The 20,862-nt window shown below is 41.9% G+C and carries 16 protein-coding genes; 7 read left to right on the top strand and 9 right to left on the bottom strand.

Annotation, left to right across the window (positions count from 1 at the left end; genetic code table 11):
* Positions 1–39 precede the first annotated feature (39 nt).
* Entirely contained in the window at positions 40–396 is a 357-nt protein-coding gene (locus tag PTT44_RS09895) for a hypothetical protein (RefSeq protein WP_087526884.1), read from the top strand.
* Between the two features lie 50 nt (positions 397–446).
* Here PTT44_RS09895 and PTT44_RS09890 read toward each other — a convergent pair whose 3' ends face one another.
* The 3 genes from PTT44_RS09890 to PTT44_RS09880 form a co-directional block, all read right to left on the bottom strand.
* Positions 447–1,319 carry a histone deacetylase gene (locus tag PTT44_RS09890; RefSeq protein ID WP_168159089.1) on the bottom strand — a complete coding sequence of 291 codons (873 nt, stop codon included), beginning with the start codon at positions 1,317–1,319 and terminating at the stop codon, positions 447–449.
* 4 nt (positions 1,320–1,323) lie between these two features.
* Positions 1,324–2,286, bottom strand: coding sequence for a hypothetical protein (locus PTT44_RS09885; RefSeq protein WP_168159088.1), 963 nt, complete (start codon positions 2,284–2,286; stop codon positions 1,324–1,326).
* A gap of 173 nt (positions 2,287–2,459) precedes the next feature.
* On the bottom strand, positions 2,460–3,494 hold the full coding sequence (locus PTT44_RS09880; protein WP_273795627.1) for a helix-turn-helix domain-containing protein: 1,035 nt from the start codon (positions 3,492–3,494) through the stop codon (positions 2,460–2,462).
* Between the two features lie 114 nt (positions 3,495–3,608).
* On the opposite strand from PTT44_RS09880, the gene PTT44_RS09875 reads away from it, so the two are divergent.
* The 6 genes from PTT44_RS09875 to epmA all read left to right on the top strand — a co-directional run bounded on the left by PTT44_RS09875 (position 3,609) and on the right by epmA (position 10,842).
* Entirely contained in the window at positions 3,609–4,820 is a 1,212-nt protein-coding gene (locus PTT44_RS09875) for an alkane 1-monooxygenase (RefSeq protein ID WP_168159087.1), read from the top strand.
* A 2-nt stretch (positions 4,821–4,822) separates the two neighbouring features.
* Positions 4,823–4,987: a rubredoxin gene (locus tag PTT44_RS09870; protein ID WP_168159086.1), complete on the top strand. Its 165-nt coding sequence runs from the start codon at positions 4,823–4,825 to the stop codon at positions 4,985–4,987.
* 577 nt (positions 4,988–5,564) lie between these two features.
* The gene (locus tag PTT44_RS09865; RefSeq protein WP_273795626.1) at positions 5,565–7,199 is read left to right on the top strand and encodes an arylsulfatase; all 1,635 of its coding nucleotides are present in this window, start codon (positions 5,565–5,567) and stop codon (positions 7,197–7,199) included.
* A 118-nt stretch (positions 7,200–7,317) separates the two neighbouring features.
* The gene (locus PTT44_RS09860) at positions 7,318–8,490 is read left to right on the top strand and encodes an OmpP1/FadL family transporter (protein ID WP_168159085.1); all 1,173 of its coding nucleotides are present in this window, start codon (positions 7,318–7,320) and stop codon (positions 8,488–8,490) included.
* A gap of 304 nt (positions 8,491–8,794) precedes the next feature.
* Positions 8,795–9,862, top strand: coding sequence for a 4-phosphoerythronate dehydrogenase (locus tag PTT44_RS09855; protein WP_168159084.1), 1,068 nt, complete (start codon positions 8,795–8,797; stop codon positions 9,860–9,862).
* The gene (gene epmA / locus PTT44_RS09850) at positions 9,859–10,842 is read left to right on the top strand and encodes an EF-P lysine aminoacylase EpmA (protein WP_168159083.1); all 984 of its coding nucleotides are present in this window, start codon (positions 9,859–9,861) and stop codon (positions 10,840–10,842) included. Before PTT44_RS09855 ends, epmA begins: the two co-directional genes overlap by 4 nt.
* Before the next feature lie 52 nt (positions 10,843–10,894).
* Here the strand turns inward: epmA and PTT44_RS09845 are convergent, their stop codons facing one another.
* The 6 genes from PTT44_RS09845 to ahcY form a co-directional block, all read right to left on the bottom strand.
* Positions 10,895–12,118, bottom strand: coding sequence for a multifunctional CCA addition/repair protein (locus PTT44_RS09845; protein ID WP_148826378.1), 1,224 nt, complete (start codon positions 12,116–12,118; stop codon positions 10,895–10,897).
* 83 nt (positions 12,119–12,201) lie between these two features.
* The gene (locus PTT44_RS09840; RefSeq protein WP_168159180.1) at positions 12,202–14,481 is read right to left on the bottom strand and encodes an NADP-dependent malic enzyme; all 2,280 of its coding nucleotides are present in this window, start codon (positions 14,479–14,481) and stop codon (positions 12,202–12,204) included.
* A gap of 140 nt (positions 14,482–14,621) precedes the next feature.
* Positions 14,622–17,498: a bifunctional diguanylate cyclase/phosphodiesterase gene (locus PTT44_RS09835; protein ID WP_168159082.1), complete on the bottom strand. Its 2,877-nt coding sequence runs from the start codon at positions 17,496–17,498 to the stop codon at positions 14,622–14,624.
* A 181-nt stretch (positions 17,499–17,679) separates the two neighbouring features.
* Positions 17,680–18,396 (bottom strand): 16S rRNA (uracil(1498)-N(3))-methyltransferase, encoded by a 717-nt coding sequence (locus tag PTT44_RS09830; RefSeq protein WP_010326381.1) that lies wholly within the window; start codon positions 18,394–18,396, stop codon positions 17,680–17,682.
* A gap of 40 nt (positions 18,397–18,436) precedes the next feature.
* Positions 18,437–19,273 (bottom strand): methylenetetrahydrofolate reductase [NAD(P)H], encoded by an 837-nt coding sequence (gene metF / locus PTT44_RS09825; protein WP_151835897.1) that lies wholly within the window; start codon positions 19,271–19,273, stop codon positions 18,437–18,439.
* A gap of 205 nt (positions 19,274–19,478) precedes the next feature.
* A complete protein-coding gene (gene ahcY / locus PTT44_RS09820; RefSeq protein WP_130234983.1) occupies positions 19,479–20,861 on the bottom strand; it encodes an adenosylhomocysteinase in 1,383 nt (460 codons plus the stop codon).
* Position 20,862: the final 1 nt, after the last annotated feature.

Genomic DNA, 20,862 nt, shown 5'->3' with positions numbered 1-20,862 from the left:
ATTTTTTGGGGTAACCCTATAACTAGAGGTAAGAATAAGATGGCACGTGTTAGTTTAGATGCGTTAACAGGGATTGATGGTTTTGTTGCTGCTGCGCTGGTCGACAGTGACAGTGGCTTAGCACTCGCGACTCAGGGGAGTGGTGTGGACTTAGAATTAGCAGCTGCAGGTAATACTGAAGTTGTACGTTCTAAGCGCAAGGTTGCGAAAGCATTACAATTGAACGATAACATTGAAGATATTTTGATTACTTTGGGTAAGCAATATCATTTGATTCGTCCGCTTGATAGCAATGAAACATTGTTTTTATATTTGGTACTTGACCGTACCAAGTCTAACTTAGCGATGGCGCGTTATGAGTTAAAAGGTTTTGAGAAAGAGCTTGATTTTTCTTAATTAAATAGCCGAGCTATCCATGCCAGTGTATTTCAATATGCTGGCATTTTTTATTCAGTATAGTAAGTTTGATAAGCAGTTTGAAACGTTCCCACATGAAGCTTGACCAGTTCTGGTAGTGCTTGATAACCGCCAGCTAAAACAAACATCAAAGGCAGTTGATGCTTTTTGGCCAAGCGAAACACAATTTCATCTCGTTTTTCAATCAGTTCTGTGCTGAACCATGATGAGCCGCAAGGATCATTTTGATGGCAGTCCATTCCCGCCTGAAAGATAATTAAATCAGCATTCCAGTCTAAGGCACGTTGAAAGGCTTGATGGATTGCTAAAATGTATTGGCTGAAGTTTCCTTGATGTTTATGTACATGATAGGTTTCTGAACGTTCGTAGGTCGGACAGCCAAAAGCCAACCCATAGATACTATAATTAAAAAAGTTGTCAAAACGGCGGGTAAATTCTGCCGTACCATTACCGCCATGCTGATCGCAGTCCAGCACGAAAATACGTTTATCTGGGAATTGTTGCGCGACCAAAGCCAGTCCGTTAAAGGTACAAAAAGACCCACCGTGTTCGTAAACCGCATGATGAAAGCCTTGTGCGATATTGGCCGAAATTTGATGTTTGAATGCCAATTCTGTTGCAAGAACTTGCCCTGCATTAATCTGATAAACCGCATCACGCAGTTGAGTATTCCAAGGCTTAAAACCTTGGAAAGTGGCTAGCTTTTCAGGGAAGCCTGTATCAAAAGCATCGACATATTTCGGATCATGTAGTTGTTTTAAAATATCTATGGAGAGCTTTTCAGGGCGATGGAACTGCGCGATACCGAGCGAATCTAAAGCATCAGCGACAGCGCGCAGTTTTTCCATACTGTTGGTATGGGTCTGAGCATAATAATCTGGTGAGTAGCAAACCTGTAGCATGCGTTTAGTTCCGTATTTGCGCGGTCGCGACATCAACCAATTGTTGTAGGCGTGTAGTTCCCGGACTAAATAAACCATTTTCAACTTGCTGCTGATAATGTGTTGTAAAAGCACGTGCGCGATTTTCAGGAGAAATGGCTAAGGTCGTGAGTCTTAAAAACCAAAAGCCGTTGATCTCAGAATAGGGGATCACATAGCCTTTATATTGCTGGTTTTGAGTTTTGTTTTGAATGGCTGTACGATCATAGTTGACTGAGAACAATGAACCCGCAGGCAAACACACCCCATTCATCAGGATCGGTTTTAGGCTAATACAGGAATGATCATCTCCCATATTGAGTTTTTCCAGTAATAAGGGCTGCTGTTGTTCATCGACAAAAATATTGAGTTCGCCCTGTCTTAAGACGCGGCCATGGGCAATTTTAAGGAAGAAATTTTCAGCCATGGGGCAAGAACCGACTTTCGGTTTTTCAGTCAAGGCTTTGAGCTCAACCAAACCCGTTTTCGCTGTGCTTTGCGGGAGAATAATATCGGCAATCAATTGGCACAGAATTTGAGTTTCTTCCAGTTGCGCTTGTGCGGTGATACTGCGTAATTGTTGTTGTAACTGTCGCTGACGTTCCACTTGCTGAGCAAATTCAGAGCTGTTTTCTATTGCGAGCAGCGGTTGAATTTGGTCATTCAAATCTAAATTATGCCAATCTGAAATCATGTACTGTGATTGCTCAAGTAATACTTTTAAGGTCTTGGTGTCATATTGGTCAAACAGTTTTAAGTCGGCAAAATCTTGGCTGAGTCTGGTGCTGTTAATATAGTCCGCTAAAACACGTGTCGCCTGCGTATAGCCGCAACCACGACGTTCTGTTTGGTGGGAGAAATGTTCATTTAACATTTCGGTGAGTTTGCTTGAAAGCGGGTGAACGTGTTGTTTAAAAAGTTGAATAATTTCGTGATCAGTTTCGCGCATCCTTGCCCCAAAAAATAAATTTAAAATCTGTTTTATTATACAGTTATATATCAAATAACTATTGATATTGAAATAAAAACCAGTAGGCATTGTGACATTTATTTTGGCAGGATAATCATTGTTTTATTTGGTATGAACTCTTATTAAAGTGTCTTTTATTGAAACTACAAAGGTCAGCTTATCTTCGGCGTGGAATTCAGCCGATACATCTGTGGTGTGGTACCTAATTCAGCTTTAAATGTCCTACAAAAATTCGCTGCGGTGGAGTAGCCCAGCTCAAAACTCATTTCGGTGATGCTTTTGTTGGTGTGCATCAGCAGGTGCTCAGCACGGCTTAAAATGACCTGCTTACGAATGGTATTAAAATTGGCATTCTGCTTTTTTAAATAGCGCTGCAGAGTTTTACTTGAGACATTTAACATTTGAGCGCAGTCTTCAAAACTAGGCGGTGGAGATGCTTCACGGAGCATCATGCTGATCCAGTCAATAATCTCTCCATCTAAACTGATTTGTTTCAGTTGTTCACGGCACTGTTGTTCCAGAATGTTCAATGAAAATGTATCTGCTTTGGGGAGCTTCGTGTCTAAATTATCCGCTTGAATAAAGATTTTAATGCTAGGACGAATGAGTGTACCAAAGTGAAATTGAGCGGGCTTGAATTGCTGTAAAGCCTGAACATAAGTCGGTTGAAACACCGATACATGAATGTCATAGGGTTTAACGTTTTGGTTGAGCAATTCAGCAAAACTGCTGCAAAAACCTACTGCAATGGCTTCTAAATGAAAATTCAATGTGAGCGTGCTCATGGCTTGCAGCGGGTGAATGTCCAAAACCACGACGTTACTTAACTCAGTCACTTTTAGTCGAAAGTTCGGCATGATTAAGCTGAAATATTGCGACATCACGCCTAAGGCTTGCATGACATTTTCACAGCTGAGTAAGGCATAGCCCACCAAATGATGGGCGCTCAATTTTAAGGAGCGACCGAGCTCAAAGGCCAAATCACGGTTTTCTGGAAATTTAAGTAAATAGCTGACTAAGGTTTCAATTTGTGCCAGCGAAAGCTTGGCATCCTCCTGTTGTACATAGCTGCTCAAATCTGTTCCTAACAGCTGAAAAAGCTCAGTCAAATCCATCTCGCGCTCCAGCAATAAAGGCAGCAAACGCAAATAATATCGGGCTGGAATAGATGGAATATGAGGATTCATATTTTTAAAGTGATGTCCTGTTTTGAATATATAGTGTCCGAAAATGAATAATGATCACAACTGATTTTACCAATAATACGCAAGCGTTCTATCTAAAATAAAAAGGAGTTCCGCATGAATGCACTGACCTTGCTTGAGCAGCAGCACAGTGAACATCAGTTTAAGGATAAAAAACGGCATTTATGGTTATTTGGTTTGGCTTACCCATGTATTGCTATGGGTGCTTTGGCAGGCTATCAGTTTGGCCCCAAAAAACTACGTTCGGTGTTTGCCTCGACAGGCCCGATTTTTATGCACGTGGTCATGCCAGCTTTGGACAAATTGATTGGTGAGGACAGCGAAAACCCACCTGATGCTGCAATTGCAGCCTTAGAGGCCGATCCCTACTATGCCCGTATTGTGAAGTTGTTTATTCCACTGCAATACAGTGCCAACTTTTATGCCTTGTACCTCGCCAGTCGTGATAGCACCCCAACACATGATCGTGTGCTTATTGGCACGTTATTGGGGGTGCTGAATGGTGTTGCGATTAATACTGCACATGAGCTGAGCCATAAACCGAATAAATTAGAACAAATGTTGTCGCATTTGGCATTGGTACCGACGGCATATAATCATTTTCGAATTGAGCATCCTTATGGGCACCATCGCCGTGTGGCGACACCTGAGGACCCTGCTTCTTCGCAAATGGGTGAGTCTTTTTGGCAATTTTGGCCAAGAACGGTTGTGGGCAGTTTTAAGTCGGCAGTTGAAATTGAAACTCGACGTTTAGAGCGTCAAGGGCATGGATTCTGGTCACTCAAGAATGAGTTGTTGCAAGGCTGGGCGATGTCAGGGCTTTATCATGCGGCGATGTTAAAATGTTTTGGGAAAAATATTGCGGTTACCCAAGCCACTCAAGCCTTGTACGGCATTACGTTATTTGAAGTCGTAAATTATATTGAGCACTATGGCTTAAAGCGGGAGCAGCTTGAAAATGGCCAATATGTACGCACTCAGCCAGAACATAGTTGGAACAATAACAACTTGGTGACGAATCTTTTCTTATATCAGTTGCAGCGTCACTCTGACCATCACGCTTACCCAACGCGGAGTTTCCAAACTCTGAGAAACTATGAAGACGTCCCCCAGCTTCCAGCAGGTTATGGGGCCATGATTCTACCGGCACTAATTCCAAAGTGGTGGTTTAAATTGATGGATCAACGGGTGGTGGAGCATTATGCAGGCGATTTCAGTAAAATGAATATTTACCCTAAAGCCAAACAGAAAATTCAGCAGAAGTTTGCGGGATTGTTTTGTCAGTCATCCCTTATACACGAGGACTAAACATGAAGCGCTACCAATGTTTGGTTTGTGGATGGATTTATGATGAGCAACTCGGATGGCCACAGGAGGGAATTGCTGCGGGTACGCCATGGCAAGATGTTCCTGAAAACTGGACCTGTCCTGATTGTGGGGTTTGTAAAGTTGACTTCGATATGGTGGAAATTTAAACAATAAATTTAAACACATTCTGTATAGGGTGCTGCTACAGGCTGTGGTCGCACCAAAAACCTTTCTATTTGATGATTTATTCTTCTAAACCATTCTAGAACCATTCTTTCGGATGGTTGTTCTACGCTTTATGACTGCTAATCTTCTGAAGCAGATTTAATACTCCAGCTCGGAGTGAAAAATCGTAAGTCATGTTTTAAAGAAACCCACTATTAGGGATGATTGTGGGTTTCTTTAAAATCTAAAGCATATTTAAAAAATATCGATGTGAAATCGAATACGAATAGAACCAAGTAACCGAATTCGAAGATAACAAACATATAGCTCTTATGTAGGGTATGCATAAGAGTTGTGCTCAAAAAAGGATGTAGGATCTAGATGACTAACCAATATATTAAACACAGAACATATTTCTTTTTATATCAAGCTTATTTTGTGTGTCTACTGAGATTTCTAGCAACAAAAATCTAGATTTCTCGAATCATTTGTAACACCTAACACATTACTTATAAAAATTTAAATGCGAGCAAAAGCTGGTAGGGATACCTGTAACTAAAAACGGTCAAGGAGGATATCATGCATATCAAAAAGTCTAAATTGTGTTTGTCCATTGGGGCAACTTTATTATCTGCGATTTTTGCTACAACACAGGCTGCACCTCAGCAAAGTTATCAAAAAGGTAAAACGATTGCTGATGATCCATTTTTAAAGGCAGTGGTTACTTCTGAAAACATGGAGCCTGCGATCATTCATCCAGCGCAAAGTGCAGCAGCCCAGAAAAAACTGAATGCATATAAACAAAAAACAGGTCGTACTCCAAATATTCTAATTTTCATTGTAGATGATATGGGGTGGGGGGATATTGGTGCCAATGGTGGTGGTACAACAGTTGGTGCACCGACGCCAAATATCGACAAATTGGCTCGAGAGGGATTGCTCTTTACTTCTTTCTACGCACAACCGCTGAGTACACCTTCACGTGCGGCCATGATGACAGGACGTTTACCAGTTCGAACAGGTTTGGTTCGACCGATTCTGACAGGAGAAAAACTTAAAGCAAATCCATGGGATGGTGAAGTGACTGCCGCTGGATTGTTACAAAAAGCGGGTTACCACACAGGCATGATCGGGAAATGGCATTTGGGTGAAATCGAAGGTGCTTATCCACAACAAAATGGTTATGACGAATATTTCGGCTTTTTACAAGTGGTGTCTAATTTAAGCGAAATGACAGATGAGCGTTTATACCCAAATTTGATTCATGACCCTGAGCGTTTGGAAGCAATGCGTTCAATTCAACCGCCTGAAATTACCAGTGGTGTCAAAGGTCGGCCATTAAAGGTCGAGCAGTCGATTAAAACGATTGATGATATTAGTCGGATGGATCAAAAGTTTGCAGATTATTCTGATGGGTTTATTCGTCGTGCAGGCAAGAAAAATGAACCTTTCTATCTCGTTCATTCTTTTTCACGGGTACATAATGACAATTATCCAGCACCAGGATATGCAGGAAAAAGCCCTGCAAAATACCCTTATAAAGATGGTGTAGTTGAAGTCGATGACATCGTTGGTCGCCTGATGAAGACTTTAAAAGATACGGGGCAACTTGAAAATACAGTGGTGTTCTTCACTTCTGATAATGGTGCTAATGAGGATGTATGGCCAGATTCAGGCTTTCATCCTTGGAAAGGTGGCAAAGGCACGACATGGGAAGGGGGAATCCGTGTACCCGGTATTGCATACTGGCCGGGTATGATTAAAGCAGGTCGTGTCAGCGACGGTATTTTTGACATTCTTGACTTATTTAATACTTCCGTTGCATTGGGCGGACAAAGCAACCAAATCCCAAAAGACCGTTATTTCGATGGTATTGATCAAACGAGTTTCTTGCTTGCAGATGATGGAGAATCAAACCGTGAAACCTCATTTTTCTATTCAGGGAATCAGTTCGCTGCATTACGTTGGAATGAGTTTAAAGTGCATTTCAGAGTCATGGAAACTACATCACCACGCAAGAATATTGATAGCACAGTCATGTCTGCTGCCAATCCTGCGCCTTGGGCCTACAACTTATATATCGATCCGAAAGAACAAATTCCAAGCCATCATGGTTTTGAGTGGGGCTATCCACGTGCTTTGAATCTAGTGCGTTACCACATGAGTACTTTTAAGAAATACCCAGTTAAAGACATTGGACTCAATGTCCCTTAATACGCCATTAGGCAATTCATTGAATTAAATAAAAATTATTTAATTCAACAAGATGAATACTTTTCTACGGAATGAATGACAAGTATTCACTTTTTAAAACGTAACTAAAGGAATAGAAATGAAATTGAATCAGAAGCATCTCATTGGGGCGATACTGTCCGTATGTGCAGGCCAGATTTATGCCGCTGGTCTTGAACGTTCGCCACAACAAATAGATGCTTTATTTGAATCTGGCACTTATGCTGAAGTCGGTTATACCTATATTTCACCTGATATCACAGGTACAGACAGCAGTGGAAACAAAGTTTCAGATATGGCTGAAGACTTCCAAATGCTTAATTATGCAGTAAAAACTGACATAAATCCGAAGTTACGCCTTGCAGTGATTTATGACGAACCTTTTGGTGCTAAAGTAAAGTTTGAGGGTGATAATAATTTCATTGCAACAGACCGTCCAGCAGGAGATGCCAATACACGTGTAGATGTGAAATCGAAAAACATCACAACACTTTTAGGCTATAACCTAAATAAAAATGTCATGATTTATGGTGGTCCAGTACTTCAGCAGCTTCAAGCTGATGTTCATTTACGTGGTTTAACTTATGGAGCAAATAGTGGTTATAACAATCATTTTGATGACATCGCGGTAGGGTGGGTTGCAGGTCTAAGCTATGCCAAACCTGAAATGGGGATTTTGGCTTCATTAACCTATCGCTCGGAAGTTGAGCATAAAACAACGATTAATGAAGATGTGCCATTAGCAGACATGGTATTCACAGAGGATTATTCCCACAGAAATTCAGGGACTATTACGACACCTGAATCTGTGAATTTAAATCTGCAAACAGGCCTCAATGCAACGACTGCTGTATATACAAAAGTTCGTTATGTACCATGGAGTGATTTTGCCTACTATCCACCAGTACTGAAAGCAGCAACGACAGAAGCTTTAGGTAAAGGTTTACCTTTAGTTGATTATTCTGAAGATCAATTGGCAGTCGAAATTGGATTAGGCAAACAATTGTCGCCAAATTTAGCAATTGCAGTCTCTGGTTTATGGGACTCAGGTGCAGGTGACCCCGCACCAACTTTAGGTCCTGTGAAGGGTTATTGGGGTGCGGGTTTGGCTGCTAAATACAATATTAGTCAAAAAATGGCTTTCAGCGTAGGTGGTCGCTATATGTGGTTTGGTGATGCGGAAGGTGAAACTTCGGATCGTCGTATTGTTGGCGAGTTTGAGGACAATACAGGCTATATCGTGGGGATGAAACTCTCTTATAAATCTAAATAATTCATCTCGCTTATTACTTGCTTGAGGTTTTGCCTTCTCTCTGAAATGTTGGGAGAAGGTTTTTTTATAACAGTATTAAATTATTTGTCTAGTTGTTTGTACTATCATAGCGTTTACGGAGTTGACTTTATATTTTTCAGTATTTTGAACGAAGTAAATCTATATTAAACAATTCTTTAAAGTATTCGGTTTTTTACCATGAAGATGAAACATCGTGACTGTTTATTCAGATGTATTGCAGAGCAACATAGTGTTGAGCTTGTGCAACGGTTATCATAGAGTCAACAAAGCGTTGGAAGACATTATGAAAATCGTGGCAGATGAAAATCTCGCATTTACCGATTATTTTTTTGCCGAATTTGGTGAAGTTGAGCACAAAGCAGGGCGTACTTTAACGCATGCCGATGTTGTAGATGCCAAAGCACTGTTGGTGCGTTCCGTAACTCAAGTCAATCCAGCATTAATCAATAACACCACACTTCAATATGTGGGTAGTGCAACGATTGGTACAGACCACTTAGATATTAACGCTATTGAAAAGCAGAATATTCAATGGGCGAATGCCGCAGGTTGTAATGCGCAGGCGGTGGCTGAATATGTGATTACAGCTTTACTTCATTTGAATCCAGCATTGCTGAACGCTGAAGAAAGTTTTACTTTGGGCATTATTGGCCTAGGAAATGTCGGTTCTCGCTTAGCTTATATGGCCCAATTATTGGGCTGGAATGTGATCGGTCATGATCCTTTTGTACAGCAAGATGCGATTCAGCAGGTCGATTTAAATACGTTATTGTGTACTGCCGATGCGATTTCATTACATGTACCATTAACCCAAACAGGACCACATCCAACTTACCATTTGTTCAATGCCGGAGCTTTGGCTGCGATGAAATTGACAGCAATATTGATTAATTCTGCGCGTGGACCTGTGATTGAAGAGCAAGCTTTATTGGCCGACATCGAAAAAACGCAGCGCAAAGTGGTACTAGATGTCTTTGAGCATGAGCCTGTGATTTCTGAACAAGTGTTGAAAGCAGTAAGTGTGGTGACACCACATATCGCAGGTTATAGTTTAGAAGGCAAGGCGCGTGGTACACAAATGATCTACGAGGCTTTTTGTAAAACTTTCCAGTTTGAGGCACATAAAAGCTTCGAGTCACAGTTACCTGTGTGCGCGCAGTATTTTGAAGGGCAAGATTTGAAATCTGCACTTCAACAGCATTTAAATGAAATCTACCCGATTGCACGGGATGACCAAGCCTTACGTGCATGCTTAAAAGAGGGGATGATCGATCAAAAAGCCTTTGATTATTTAAGAAAAACTTATCCATTACGCCGTGAATGGGCTGCACACGGAGGGCCGAAGGCATGAGTCAGGACGTGATCCATTATCAGCCAACCTGTGACTTAAAAGCCATGCGTGCTCGCGCGCAAATGTACAGCCAAATTCGCCAGTTTTTTGCTGAACGTGAAGTGCTTGAGGTTGAAACCCCAATCTTATCTCAAGCTGGTGTGACTGATGTATATTTGGCTTCGGTTCAAGCACAGCGACATGTACAAGGTAAGCAACAAACACATTATTTGCAGACATCACCTGAGTTTGCCATGAAGCGTTTACTAGCCAGTGGTAGTGGGCCGATTTATCAAATCTGTAAAGTCTTCCGTGATGATGAACATGGTCGTAAACACAATAGTGAATTTACCATGCTGGAATGGTATAGACCGACTTTCAGTTTGAAAGATTTAATGTTTGAAGTGACAGATTTATTGAATGTCACATTAAAGCAGCGCTTTGGAGAGGTTCGTCCTACCATTTTGAGCTATAAGCATGCGTTTATGGATCGTTTGGATTTGAACCCACTACAAGCCAGTTTGAAAGAGTTAAAAGACTGCTGTAACCGCGTGGGTTTAAATTTGGACTTGGGCGATGACCGCCTTGGCTATATCGATTTGCTCTTTTCACATTTTGTAGAGCCAAGTCTAGGTTTTGATACGCCAGTGTTTCTGACCGATTTTCCACCAGAGCTGGCTTCGCTTGCCAAAACTAAAATGGATGAAGACGATGAATTGGTTGCAGCACGTTTTGAGCTGTATATTGAAGGTTTGGAACTCGCCAATGCATATGATGAGTTGATTGATGCGGAGGTGTTGCGGTCGCGTTTTGAAGCCGATAATACTGAACGTGAAAAGTTAGGCTTACATGTGATGCCGATCGATGAGTTTTTATTGGCTGCTTTGCCTCAAATGACGGCATGTGCAGGTATTGCTTTAGGTGTGGATCGTTTGTTAATGATTGCAACAGAACACATGCAGTTGGAAAAGGTGATTACCTTTCCCGCATCCATTTCTTAAGTGAAATTAAATAAAGCGCCGATTGTGGCGCTTTATTTGAGTCGATCAAGTTTTAACTGTACTGAGCCTTTAGCTCTCCAATCGCGTGTATTCGACGTTCTATCAGCATTTCACCGATATCCGGACCTTTAATATCCGCAGGTAGGTCTTGCGCTTTGATATTTCGCACAACATCCATCACCTTTAAAATATATGCAGATTGTGGGTATTCACGGTCTTCAAGCCCTAAACGACCACGTGAGTCGCATTCACAGGCCTGCACAAAGGCTTCAACCCGTTCTGGACGACGTAGTACATCTAAGCGTTGCAGTAAGCGCCATAAAGTGCCTGGTTTTAAGGTTAGAGCTTGATGACATTTCAAATGTTCTTTACAGACCGTAATTGCGAGCTGTTTCATCTGCGTTGGAACTTTTAGACGCTCACACACTTCTGTCACAGGTTTGACCCCACGTTCTTCATGCATGATGTGACGCGGTAGCTCGTCCACAGGTGTCAAAGCTTTGCCTAAGTCATGCACTAAAACAGCAAAACGAACATCCAGTGCGTAGTTGGCACGACATGCTTGCTGTAGTGACATCATGGTATGAATACCGCAGTCAATTTCAGGGTGATACTCAGGGCGCTGTGGAATACCGTAAAGTGCCGCGATTTCTGGAAAAAGTACTTTTAAAGCACCACAGCGACGTAGCACTTCAAAGTATTCATCGGCATGATCTTCCATCAGAGCACGAGAGGTTTCTTTCCAAATGCGTTCAGGAGTTAGTGCCTCCAGTTCACCCGAGTCTGCGAGTTGCTGCATCAGTGCCAACGTTTCTTCGGCTACCGTAAATCCTAGGGTTTTATAACGTGCAGCAAATCGTGCAACACGGAGGACGCGTAGAGGGTCTTCTACGAAAGCATCAGAAACATGCCTTAAAACACGCAGCTCTAAGTCGCGCTGGCCACCATAGGGGTCATACAGTGTGCCTTCATCATCCATGGCGATGGCATTGATGGTGAGGTCGCGTCGAATTAAATCTTGTTCTAGGGTAACGGTACTGTCGGTATAAAACTCAAAGCCATGATAACCATGCCCTGATTTACGTTCGGTGCGGGCCAGCGCATATTCATCTTTGGTTTCAGGATGTAAAAAAACAGGAAAATCTTTACCTACAGGTTGGAAACCTTGGGCAAGCAGTTGTTCAGGTGTTGCACCGACAACTACATAATCTTTTTCGTGATAGGGGTGACCCAGAAGCTGATCTCGGACCGCACCGCCTACTAAATAAACTTGCATGAAAAAACCTCTACTCTTACAGCCATCATGCTACAGAATAGAGGTTTTCTCAAGTCACAAGATGCGAGTACAACGACAAACAATTATTCGCCGTTTTTCTCCGCTTCTTGAATTTCAGCTACAGTTAGTGCAGTCATATTCACTAAACGACGTGTTGTTGTTGTCGGTGTCAAAATATGAACTGGCTTTGCTGCACCCAGTAGGATAGGGCCAATGGTGACATTATTACCTGACGTTGATTTCAACAGGTTAAATGAAATGTTGGCTGCATCCAAGTTCGGCATGATCAATAGGTTCGCAGAACCTTTGAAGCGTGAGTTTGAGTATGCAAAGCTACGAATGTTTTCATCCAATGCTGCATCCGCATGCATTTCACCTTCAACTTCAAGTTCTGGCGCGATTTGCGACAAAATCTCAAACACTTTACGCATTTTTTGTGCGCTTGGGTCGGTCTGGTCTGAACCGAAGCTTGAGTGAGATAGTAGCGCAACACGTGGTGTCATACCAAAACGACGCACTTCTTCAGCGGCTAAAATAGTCATTTCAGCCAGTTGTTCAGCCGTTGGATTACGGTTGATGTAAGTGTCAGCAATGAACAGGTTGCGGTCTTCAAGCATTAAAGCATTCAATGTAAAGAAAGAGTTGTGACCTTCTTTTTTACCAATGATGTTTTTAACGAAGTCTAAGTGGATATCGTAGCTTGAATACGTACCACATAGCATCCCGTCTGCTTTACCATGTTTCACTAACATCGACGCGATCAAGGTCGAACGACGACGTGCTTCACGTTGCGCATATTCAGGTGTTACACCTTTACGTTGCATGAGCGTGTAGTAGTCATCTGCAAACAGTTCGTAGTCAGGATTTTTTTCTTGATCGACAATCGTGATATTCACACCATGTTCAAGACGTAAGCCTAACTTTTTAATGTTCGCTTCAATAACCGCAGTTCGACCGACTAAAATTGGTTTTGCAAGATCTTCATCGACCGCAATTTGTACTGCACGAAGTACGCGTAGGTCTTCACCTTCAGCATAGGCAATACGTTTTGGGTCGGATTTTGCTTGAGCAAAAATAGGCTTCATCATAAATGCAGAGTTGTAGACAAACTCAGACAGACGCTGACGATAAGCAGAGAAGTCTTGAATTGGTCGATCAGCTACACCAGAGTCCATTGCTGCTTGTGCGACAGCAGGTGCAATTTCTAAAATCAGACGTTGATCGAGTGGACGTGGAATAAGGTAGTCACGACCAAAAGATGCTGATTTTTCACCATAAGATGCTGCATCTGCTTCAATGTGTGCCATACGCGCAATTGCATAGACACATGCGATTTTCATCTCTTCATTGATCGTTGTTGCGCCTACATCAAGAGCACCACGGAAAATGTAAGGGAAGCAAAGTGCGTTGTTCACTTGGTTTGGATAGTCTGAACGACCTGTCGCCATGATCACGTCATCACGAACTTCATGTGCATGTTCAGGAAGAATTTCAGGATCTGGGTTTGCAAGTGCAAAGATAATCGGATCTTTCGCCATGACCTTAACCATTTCTTTGGTTAAGATACCCGCAGCAGATAAACCAAGGAACATGTCTGCGCCTGCAATCACGTCAGCCAGTTGAGTGCCTTCGATATCTTGTACATAACGTTTTTTAGACTCATCTAAGCCTTCACGTTTCGTGGTGAGCAGACCGCGAGAGTCAGCCACAACGATATTTTCTTTCTTCGCACCAATTGCACAAAGAAGATCTAAACAAGATAATGCTGCAGCACCTGCGCCTGAAGCAACAATCTTGATTTCCTCAATTTTTTTGCCATTTAACTGCAAAGCGTTTAGCAAAGCAGAACCGACAATAATAGAAGTACCATGTTGGTCGTCGTGAAACACAGGAATGTTCATGCGTTCACGTAGTTTTTGCTCGATATAGAAACACTCTGGTGCCTTGATGTCTTCAAGGTTGATACCACCAAAAGTCGGTTCTAATGCAGCAACAATGTCCACGATTTTGTCAGGATCATTTTCTGCAATTTCGATGTCAAAAACGTCAACACCAGCGAATTTTTTAAACAGTACGCCTTTACCTTCCATAACAGGTTTAGACGCTAAAGGACCAATGTTACCAAGGCCAAGTACGGCTGTACCGTTACTGACCACAGCAACTAAGTTACCACGCGCTGTGTAAAGCGCCGCAGTAGACGGGTCGCGTTCAATCTCTAAACATGGTGCAGCAACACCTGGTGAATAAGCTAAAGCTAAGTCACGTTGGTTGACCAGCTGCTTGCTTGGTGTAACGCTGATTTTCCCTGGAGTTGGAAATTCGTGATAATACAAAGCTTGCTGTTTTAATGATTGATCGTCCATCTGAATCTCTTTGTAGCGTGGGTTAGCCAGCGGAGCTGGTGGTTTTTTAGTAGACAAGACCGAATATACCATTAGTTGCTGGTATATCCCAGTGATAGCTGGTGCTTTTTAAGGCAAACTTAGAGCTAAAACAGTCTGATTTATATTAAGTATGTATAAGAGGGCGTATCTAGATGATCTCTTAAGTATTGGGTAGCATCGAGCTGTGGAAGAGGTTTTGAAAATAAATAACCTTGCGCGATATCACATTCTAAGTTTTGCAGGTAACTCAGTTGTTGTTCGGTCTCAATTCCTTCCGCCACCACGGTCATACCCATGGCTTTCCCCATGGCAATCATGGCACTCACAATAGCTTCTTGTTTGCAGTGCCCAATTTTTGAAATGAAGCTTCGATCAATTTTTAAAGTATCGATTGGGAAGTCAGTGAGGTAAGACAGCGAGGAATAACCTGTGCCAAAGTCGTCTAAAGAAATATGAATGCCACGTGATTTGATGGTTTCAAGGAGATTTTTTACCGTTTCCGAGTTCTCAACCAAAGTGGATTCTGTAATTTCTAATTCGAGGCTGCTGCCACTAATTTTGTATCGATCAAGGGCTTCATCTAGGTCCTTTAAAAGCTGTCCGCGTTGTAGTTGTTGGGCAACCACATTGACCGAGACACAGATATTATCAAAACCCAATTTATTCCATTCTTTGATTTGCTTCGCGGTTTGTAAAATCACAATGCGACCGATGTCTGAAATCAAGCTGGTTTTTTCTGCCATAGGAATAAACAGACCTGGCGGTACGATGCCCTTGGTTGGATGATTCCAGCGTACCAGTGCCTCAAAACCATAAATTTTCTGATTGTGAAAGTTGATTTTGGGCTGGTAATAAACCACTAACTCATTGTTTTGTATCGCCAGTCTTAAATCGCGCTCTAAATAAATCCCTTCTTCCAATGCAACGGTATTGCTCAGGCTGTAGAACTTTGTGGCATTTCCACCTAAACGTTTTGCTTCACTCAGCGCTTGTTCAGCACAGTTGTTTAAGTAGTCCAGTTGACGACCATGTTCAGGGTACTGCGAAATCCCCATTGAAAGCGTAATAATATGTTCTTGACCAAAAATATCAAAAGGCAGACTAAAGGCTTTATTAATGCGATCGATATGTTCCTGAACTGAGGGTCGAATATGAGAGACCTCATATACAATTGCAAAATCATCACCATTCAAGTGAGCCACCATCAGGGCTTCAGCATTGGTCAAACGAAGGCGCTGGGCAACTTGGCGCAGCAGCTCATCGCCTCCATTATTGCTTAAGAATTCATTCAATGGACGGAAACGGTCAATATTGAGCCGAATAATCGCCAGTTGTTTAATGCTATCTTGTTGAGAAACCAAATATTGATGAAGCTGATAGTTATAGTAAAAACGGTTGGGTAAATCAGTCAGCGTATCGTAGTTTTCTAAATAAGAAAGACGCTGTTCTTGTAGTTTACGTTCGGTTAAATCGGACACGATACCAATATAATGCGTGACACGATCTTGCTCATCGGTAACGGCATTCAGATGCATCCAAATACACAACTCTTTGCCCGACAGAAACTTTTCATTCAGTTCACCGTCGTATTCGCCTTTTTTAAGGAGTTGGCCAATGATTTGGTTATGTGTGGTGCGTTGAAGCGACTTATAGTTCGCAACAATATCAAACAAATGTTTGCCATTGATTTGTGCAGCTTCAAAGCCAGCCAAACGTTCAAAGAAGGGATTTACGTCGATATAACGCAGGTCTTCATCTAAGATGAAAATCCCTTGTTCAGCTTGTTCAAGTACGCTCGCTGCTAGTCGCAGACGTTCTTGGTTGCTTTTTTCATGTTGAATGTCACGTCGAATACCGACCATTTGTAACGGTTTTTGATTGATTGGATCGCGAGCAATGACACGCCCAGTGTCATGTACCCAGTACCATTTCCCGTTATTGTGTTGCACACGGTAAGTGGCTTCATAGCGGTCTGAATGACCCCGTAAATGACTTTTCATTGCAGATTTAAACGGGGCAATATCATTTGGATGAATCAGGTACTGAAGCTGAAGTTGATGCTCTGTGGAATTTTTAAGTACTTTTTCTTGTTTGTGATTGGTCAATGAAATGAGCCTATCTTTAATATTCCAATCCCAAGGACGGATACCTGAAATTTCATGGGCAAGCGATAGGTTTTCTTGTTTGTTCTTTAAGTCTTTGTTGATTTGATTTACATCAAAGGTTCGTTCACGTACTTTTTGTTCAAGCAATTGATTATTCAGTTGTAACTGTTGTTCAATTTCTTTGGATTTATTCACTTCATTTTGTAGTTGTTTGCATAAATCATCGGTCCAAGCGACTTGTTTTTCAGCTTCTTTTTTCAACTCTCGATTTTTAATTGAGAGGCGGGATAAGTGCTGATTAATACGGTTAGTGGCGTTGGCACAAAGCAAAATCACAATCAGAATAAAGTTTACAGTGAGGTGAAAAAGAGTGTGATTGGCATCGAAGTTGATAAATTGCGAGAGGACATAAGGACTAATGGAGGGAATAAAAACCAAACAAAAATAACTAATGCGCTGCGTTAAATAGGTAAGGCAAACGGTCTGTGTGACGATCACTAAAAGTGCAGACAAGAGTAGGGCATTTGTATAGTTAAAATTGCCAGATAGGCTGGGTAAATAGTAATAGATACAGACGACGCCTGCTGCAACCAAAAGACCAATACTTAAACAGATGCCTTGAATCCAGCGGTGCGCATGTTTGGCAGAGTGATTTTTCGGGTTGAAATACACGGTGTTCACGAGCCAAAAAATGCTGAGAATAAACTCAGAAACAAAGAACCATAGGTTAAAATAAAAAGAATCTTGAGAAAAATTATAGTGATATGCACAGAAAATATAAAAATTTAGAATCAGTAAACTACTGATGAGGAAACGAAGATGGCTAATGGAATGCGATATTTGCGCAGTCTGCAAGTGCCGATCAAGATTTTCTGTAGAAATATCTGGCATGAATCGCGAAACCTTATTTTTTTTATGACCCAATGGCGTTGTGTTGTGTCTTTTTTCAAATTTAAATACATTGTGTAAAACACAATCAATTTATATTTTGATATAAGTCAAGGGTAATATTGTTGTACATAATAATCAATATATTAACAGAACAAAAGGGTGACTCGGCTGTTTATGTGATTTAAATCACTAAATTGTAGTTGAGGATTGACAAAGCGACGACGGGCGCTGTCTCTGTACGCAATACACGCTCACCAATACACCAGTTAATAAAACCGTTCTCATTGGCTGTTGTAATTTCAGCCTCACTTAAACCACCTTCAGGCCCAATGAGTAGTGCAATGTTTGGTGTCGCATGTGCCAAAACATCGATTTTTTCTTTATTCGGGGCGAGTACAAGTCGAGTCGCAGGTAATTCGGATGCGAGCCATTTCTCTAAACTGAGTGGTGCAAGGATTTTTGGAACAATATTCATGCCGCATTGTTCACAAGCTGCGATGGCGATGCCTTGCCAGTGATCAATTTTCTTTTGATCGCGGTCATATTTTAAACGCATTTCACAGCGTTCAGACGTTAATAGTTGAATCTCCGAAACGCCTAATTCAACTGCCTTTTGAATGACATAGTCCATACGATCACCTTTACTCATGACTTGACCGAGTAAAGTTTTAAACGCAGGCGTACGATTGGTTGGGTTAAAAGCAGTGACCTGAACTAATGCTGACTTTTTAGCAACGTCACTTAAGGTCACTTCATATTCGCCGCCTTGTCCATTAAACAAAGTAGCCGTTTCACCGACTTGAGCACGCAAAACTTTTACCCAGTGGTGAAACACAGTTTCAGTCAGTTCGACAGTGTGATCAACATTGAGTTCTGCTTCCATAAAAAAACGAGGCATTCGGTTTTACTCTCAAATAGGGTGAATCTAGTTTAAATGCTTATGCTAAACCGAGGTCTAGTACAAGCTGGCGGGTAGGGTCAGTCGTGTTCATGGTGTAGAAGTGCAGACTTGGCGCGCCGCCGGCAAGTAAACGTTCACAAAGCTTCACAATCACTTCATGACCGAAGGCTTTAATACTTGCGGTATCGTCACCATATGTTGCCAGTTGCTTACGAATCCAACGCGGGATTTCAGCGCCCGTACCGTCTGCAAAGCGGATCAAGTTGCTGGCATTGGTAATTGGCATGATGCCTGGTGCAATTGGAATATTCACACCTTCTTTTTGAATGCGATCTACAAAATAGAAGTAGGCATCTGGATTAAAGAAGAACTGAGTTAAACCAGCATTGGCACCAGCATTGGCTTTGTCGCAGAAACGTTGAATGTCTAAATCAAAGCTTTCTGCTTGTGGATGCATTTCAGGATAAGCGGCAACTTCTATATGGAAGTGATCACCTGAATGCTCACGAATAAAGCGAACGAGGTCTGTTGCATATGGCAACTCGCCTAAACCGACTTGACCAGAAGGTAAATCACCACGTAAAGCGACAATACGGTCAATGCCTTGATCTTTGTAGATGTCGAGTAATTCAGCAATACGTGCTTTGTCATCGCCAATACAAGATAAGTGCGGTGCAACAGGCGTACCTTTACCATTGAATTCAGCAATGGCAGCAAGGGTACGTTCACGGGTAGAACCACCAGCACCGTAAGTAATTGAGAAGAACTCTGGGTTTAATAACTGAAGTTCTTGGTGTACGACTTTAAGTTTTTCTGCACCAGCATCGGTTTTGGTTGGGAAAAACTCAAAAGAAATTGGAACTTTTTTGCTCATCATCAAATCCTTTTTTATAAATGCTATTTTTTGTATTTGCTCTCATCCCATCCTTCTCCCAGAGGGAGAAGGGGATTCATTACATTGAATAGAGATAACAAGATTTCACTGCTAACATCATTCGGTAATGAAAGTCCCTCTCCTGAGCAGACTTTAAGCACTGCTTTAAAGTTCAGCGCAAGAGAGGTTAGGAGAGGTTTGCAACTTAGTATTTATAAGCGTCAGATTTGAACGGACCTTCAACAGCTACACCTAAGTAGTCTGCTTGTTCTTGAGTCAATTGAGTCAAGACACCACCAAAACCAGCAACCATTGCCGCAGCAACTTCTTCATCTAATTTCTTAGGAAGAAGTTCTACACGAATCGCCGCTTGTTTTTGATCTTCTGGAAGATCAGCAAATTTTTCAGCGAATAAGTGCATTTGACCCAAGACTTGGTTGGCAAATGAACCATCCATAATACGTGATGGGTGACCTGTTGCATTACCTAGGTTAACTAAGCGACCTTCAGAAAGAAGGATCAAGTAGTTGTTTTCATCTTCTGAACGATAAACTTGGTGAACTTGAGGTTTCACTTCAACCCACTTGTAACCACGTAAGTAGTTTGTGTCGATTTCAGTGTCGAAGTGACCGATGTTACACACCACTGCACCTGCTTTTAATGAATCAAGCATTGCAGCGTCACATACGTGGTAGTTACCTGTTGTCGTTACGATCAGGTCAGTGTTTTCAAGAAGGTCAACATTGATGTCTTCTTTTTTACCAGTCTGTACGCCATTTTTGTATGGAGATACAACTTCGTAACCGTCCATGCATGCTTGCATTGCACAGATAGGGTCAACTTCAGTTACACGTACAATCATGCCTTCTTGACGAAGTGATTGAGCAGAACCTTTACCTACATCACCATAACCAATCACAAGCGCACGACGACCAGATAAAAGCATATCTGTACCGCGTTTGATTGCATCATTCAGTGAGTGGCGGCAACCATATTTGTTGTCATTTTTAGACTTAGTTACTGAGTCGTTGACGTTGATTGCAGGAACTTTCAGAGTACCGTCACGAAGCATTTCATACAGACGTTGTACACCTGTCGTCGTTTCTTCAGTTACGCCATGAATTTTTGCAATCACTTCAGGGTATTTTTCATGAACAAGGAGGGTTAAATCACCGCCATCATCCAAAATCATGTTGGCATCCCAAGGGGTACCATTCACATTGATTTGTTGTTCTAAACACCACATGTATTCTTCTTCTGTTTCGCCTTTCCAAGCAAATACAGGAACACCAGAAGCTGCAATTGCAGCAGCAGCGTGGTCTTGAGTCGAGAAGATGTTGCATGAAGTCCAACGAACTTCTGCGCCTAATTCAACTAATGTTTCAATTAAAACAGCAGTTTGAATGGTCATGTGAATACAACCAAGGATTTTTGCGCCTGCAAGTGGTTTTGCAGCAGCATAACGCTTACGAAGACCCATTAAAGCTGGCATTTCAGCTTCAGCAAGTTTGATTTCTTTACGGCCGTAGTCAGCGAGTGAAATATCAGCAACTTTGTAATCTGTAAATGAAGCAGTAACCGCGTTCATC

Source organism: Acinetobacter sp. Gutcm_16 (assembly GCF_028649355.1).
Lineage (GTDB): Bacteria > Pseudomonadota > Gammaproteobacteria > Pseudomonadales > Moraxellaceae > Acinetobacter > Acinetobacter johnsonii.
This window is presented reverse-complemented; position numbering and strand designations above follow the sequence as displayed.

Coding starts and splice junctions, on each gene's coding strand:
- PTT44_RS09895 (WP_087526884.1), top strand. CDS start 40: ATGGCACGTGTTAGTTTAGATGCGTTAACAGGGATTGATGGTTTTGTT.
- PTT44_RS09890 (WP_168159089.1), bottom strand. CDS start 1,319: ATGCTACAGGTTTGCTACTCACCAGATTATTATGCTCAGACCCATACC.
- PTT44_RS09885 (WP_168159088.1), bottom strand. CDS start 2,286: ATGCGCGAAACTGATCACGAAATTATTCAACTTTTTAAACAACACGTT.
- PTT44_RS09880 (WP_273795627.1), bottom strand. CDS start 3,494: ATGAATCCTCATATTCCATCTATTCCAGCCCGATATTATTTGCGTTTG.
- PTT44_RS09875 (WP_168159087.1), top strand. CDS start 3,609: ATGAATGCACTGACCTTGCTTGAGCAGCAGCACAGTGAACATCAGTTT.
- PTT44_RS09870 (WP_168159086.1), top strand. CDS start 4,823: ATGAAGCGCTACCAATGTTTGGTTTGTGGATGGATTTATGATGAGCAA.
- PTT44_RS09865 (WP_273795626.1), top strand. CDS start 5,565: ATGCATATCAAAAAGTCTAAATTGTGTTTGTCCATTGGGGCAACTTTA.
- PTT44_RS09860 (WP_168159085.1), top strand. CDS start 7,318: ATGAAATTGAATCAGAAGCATCTCATTGGGGCGATACTGTCCGTATGT.
- PTT44_RS09855 (WP_168159084.1), top strand. CDS start 8,795: ATGAAAATCGTGGCAGATGAAAATCTCGCATTTACCGATTATTTTTTT.
- epmA (WP_168159083.1), top strand. CDS start 9,859: ATGAGTCAGGACGTGATCCATTATCAGCCAACCTGTGACTTAAAAGCC.
- PTT44_RS09845 (WP_148826378.1), bottom strand. CDS start 12,118: ATGCAAGTTTATTTAGTAGGCGGTGCGGTCCGAGATCAGCTTCTGGGT.
- PTT44_RS09840 (WP_168159180.1), bottom strand. CDS start 14,481: ATGGACGATCAATCATTAAAACAGCAAGCTTTGTATTATCACGAATTT.
- PTT44_RS09835 (WP_168159082.1), bottom strand. CDS start 17,498: ATGCCAGATATTTCTACAGAAAATCTTGATCGGCACTTGCAGACTGCG.
- PTT44_RS09830 (WP_010326381.1), bottom strand. CDS start 18,396: ATGCCTCGTTTTTTTATGGAAGCAGAACTCAATGTTGATCACACTGTC.
- metF (WP_151835897.1), bottom strand. CDS start 19,273: ATGAGCAAAAAAGTTCCAATTTCTTTTGAGTTTTTCCCAACCAAAACC.
- ahcY (WP_130234983.1), bottom strand. CDS start 20,861: ATGAACGCGGTTACTGCTTCATTTACAGATTACAAAGTTGCTGATATT.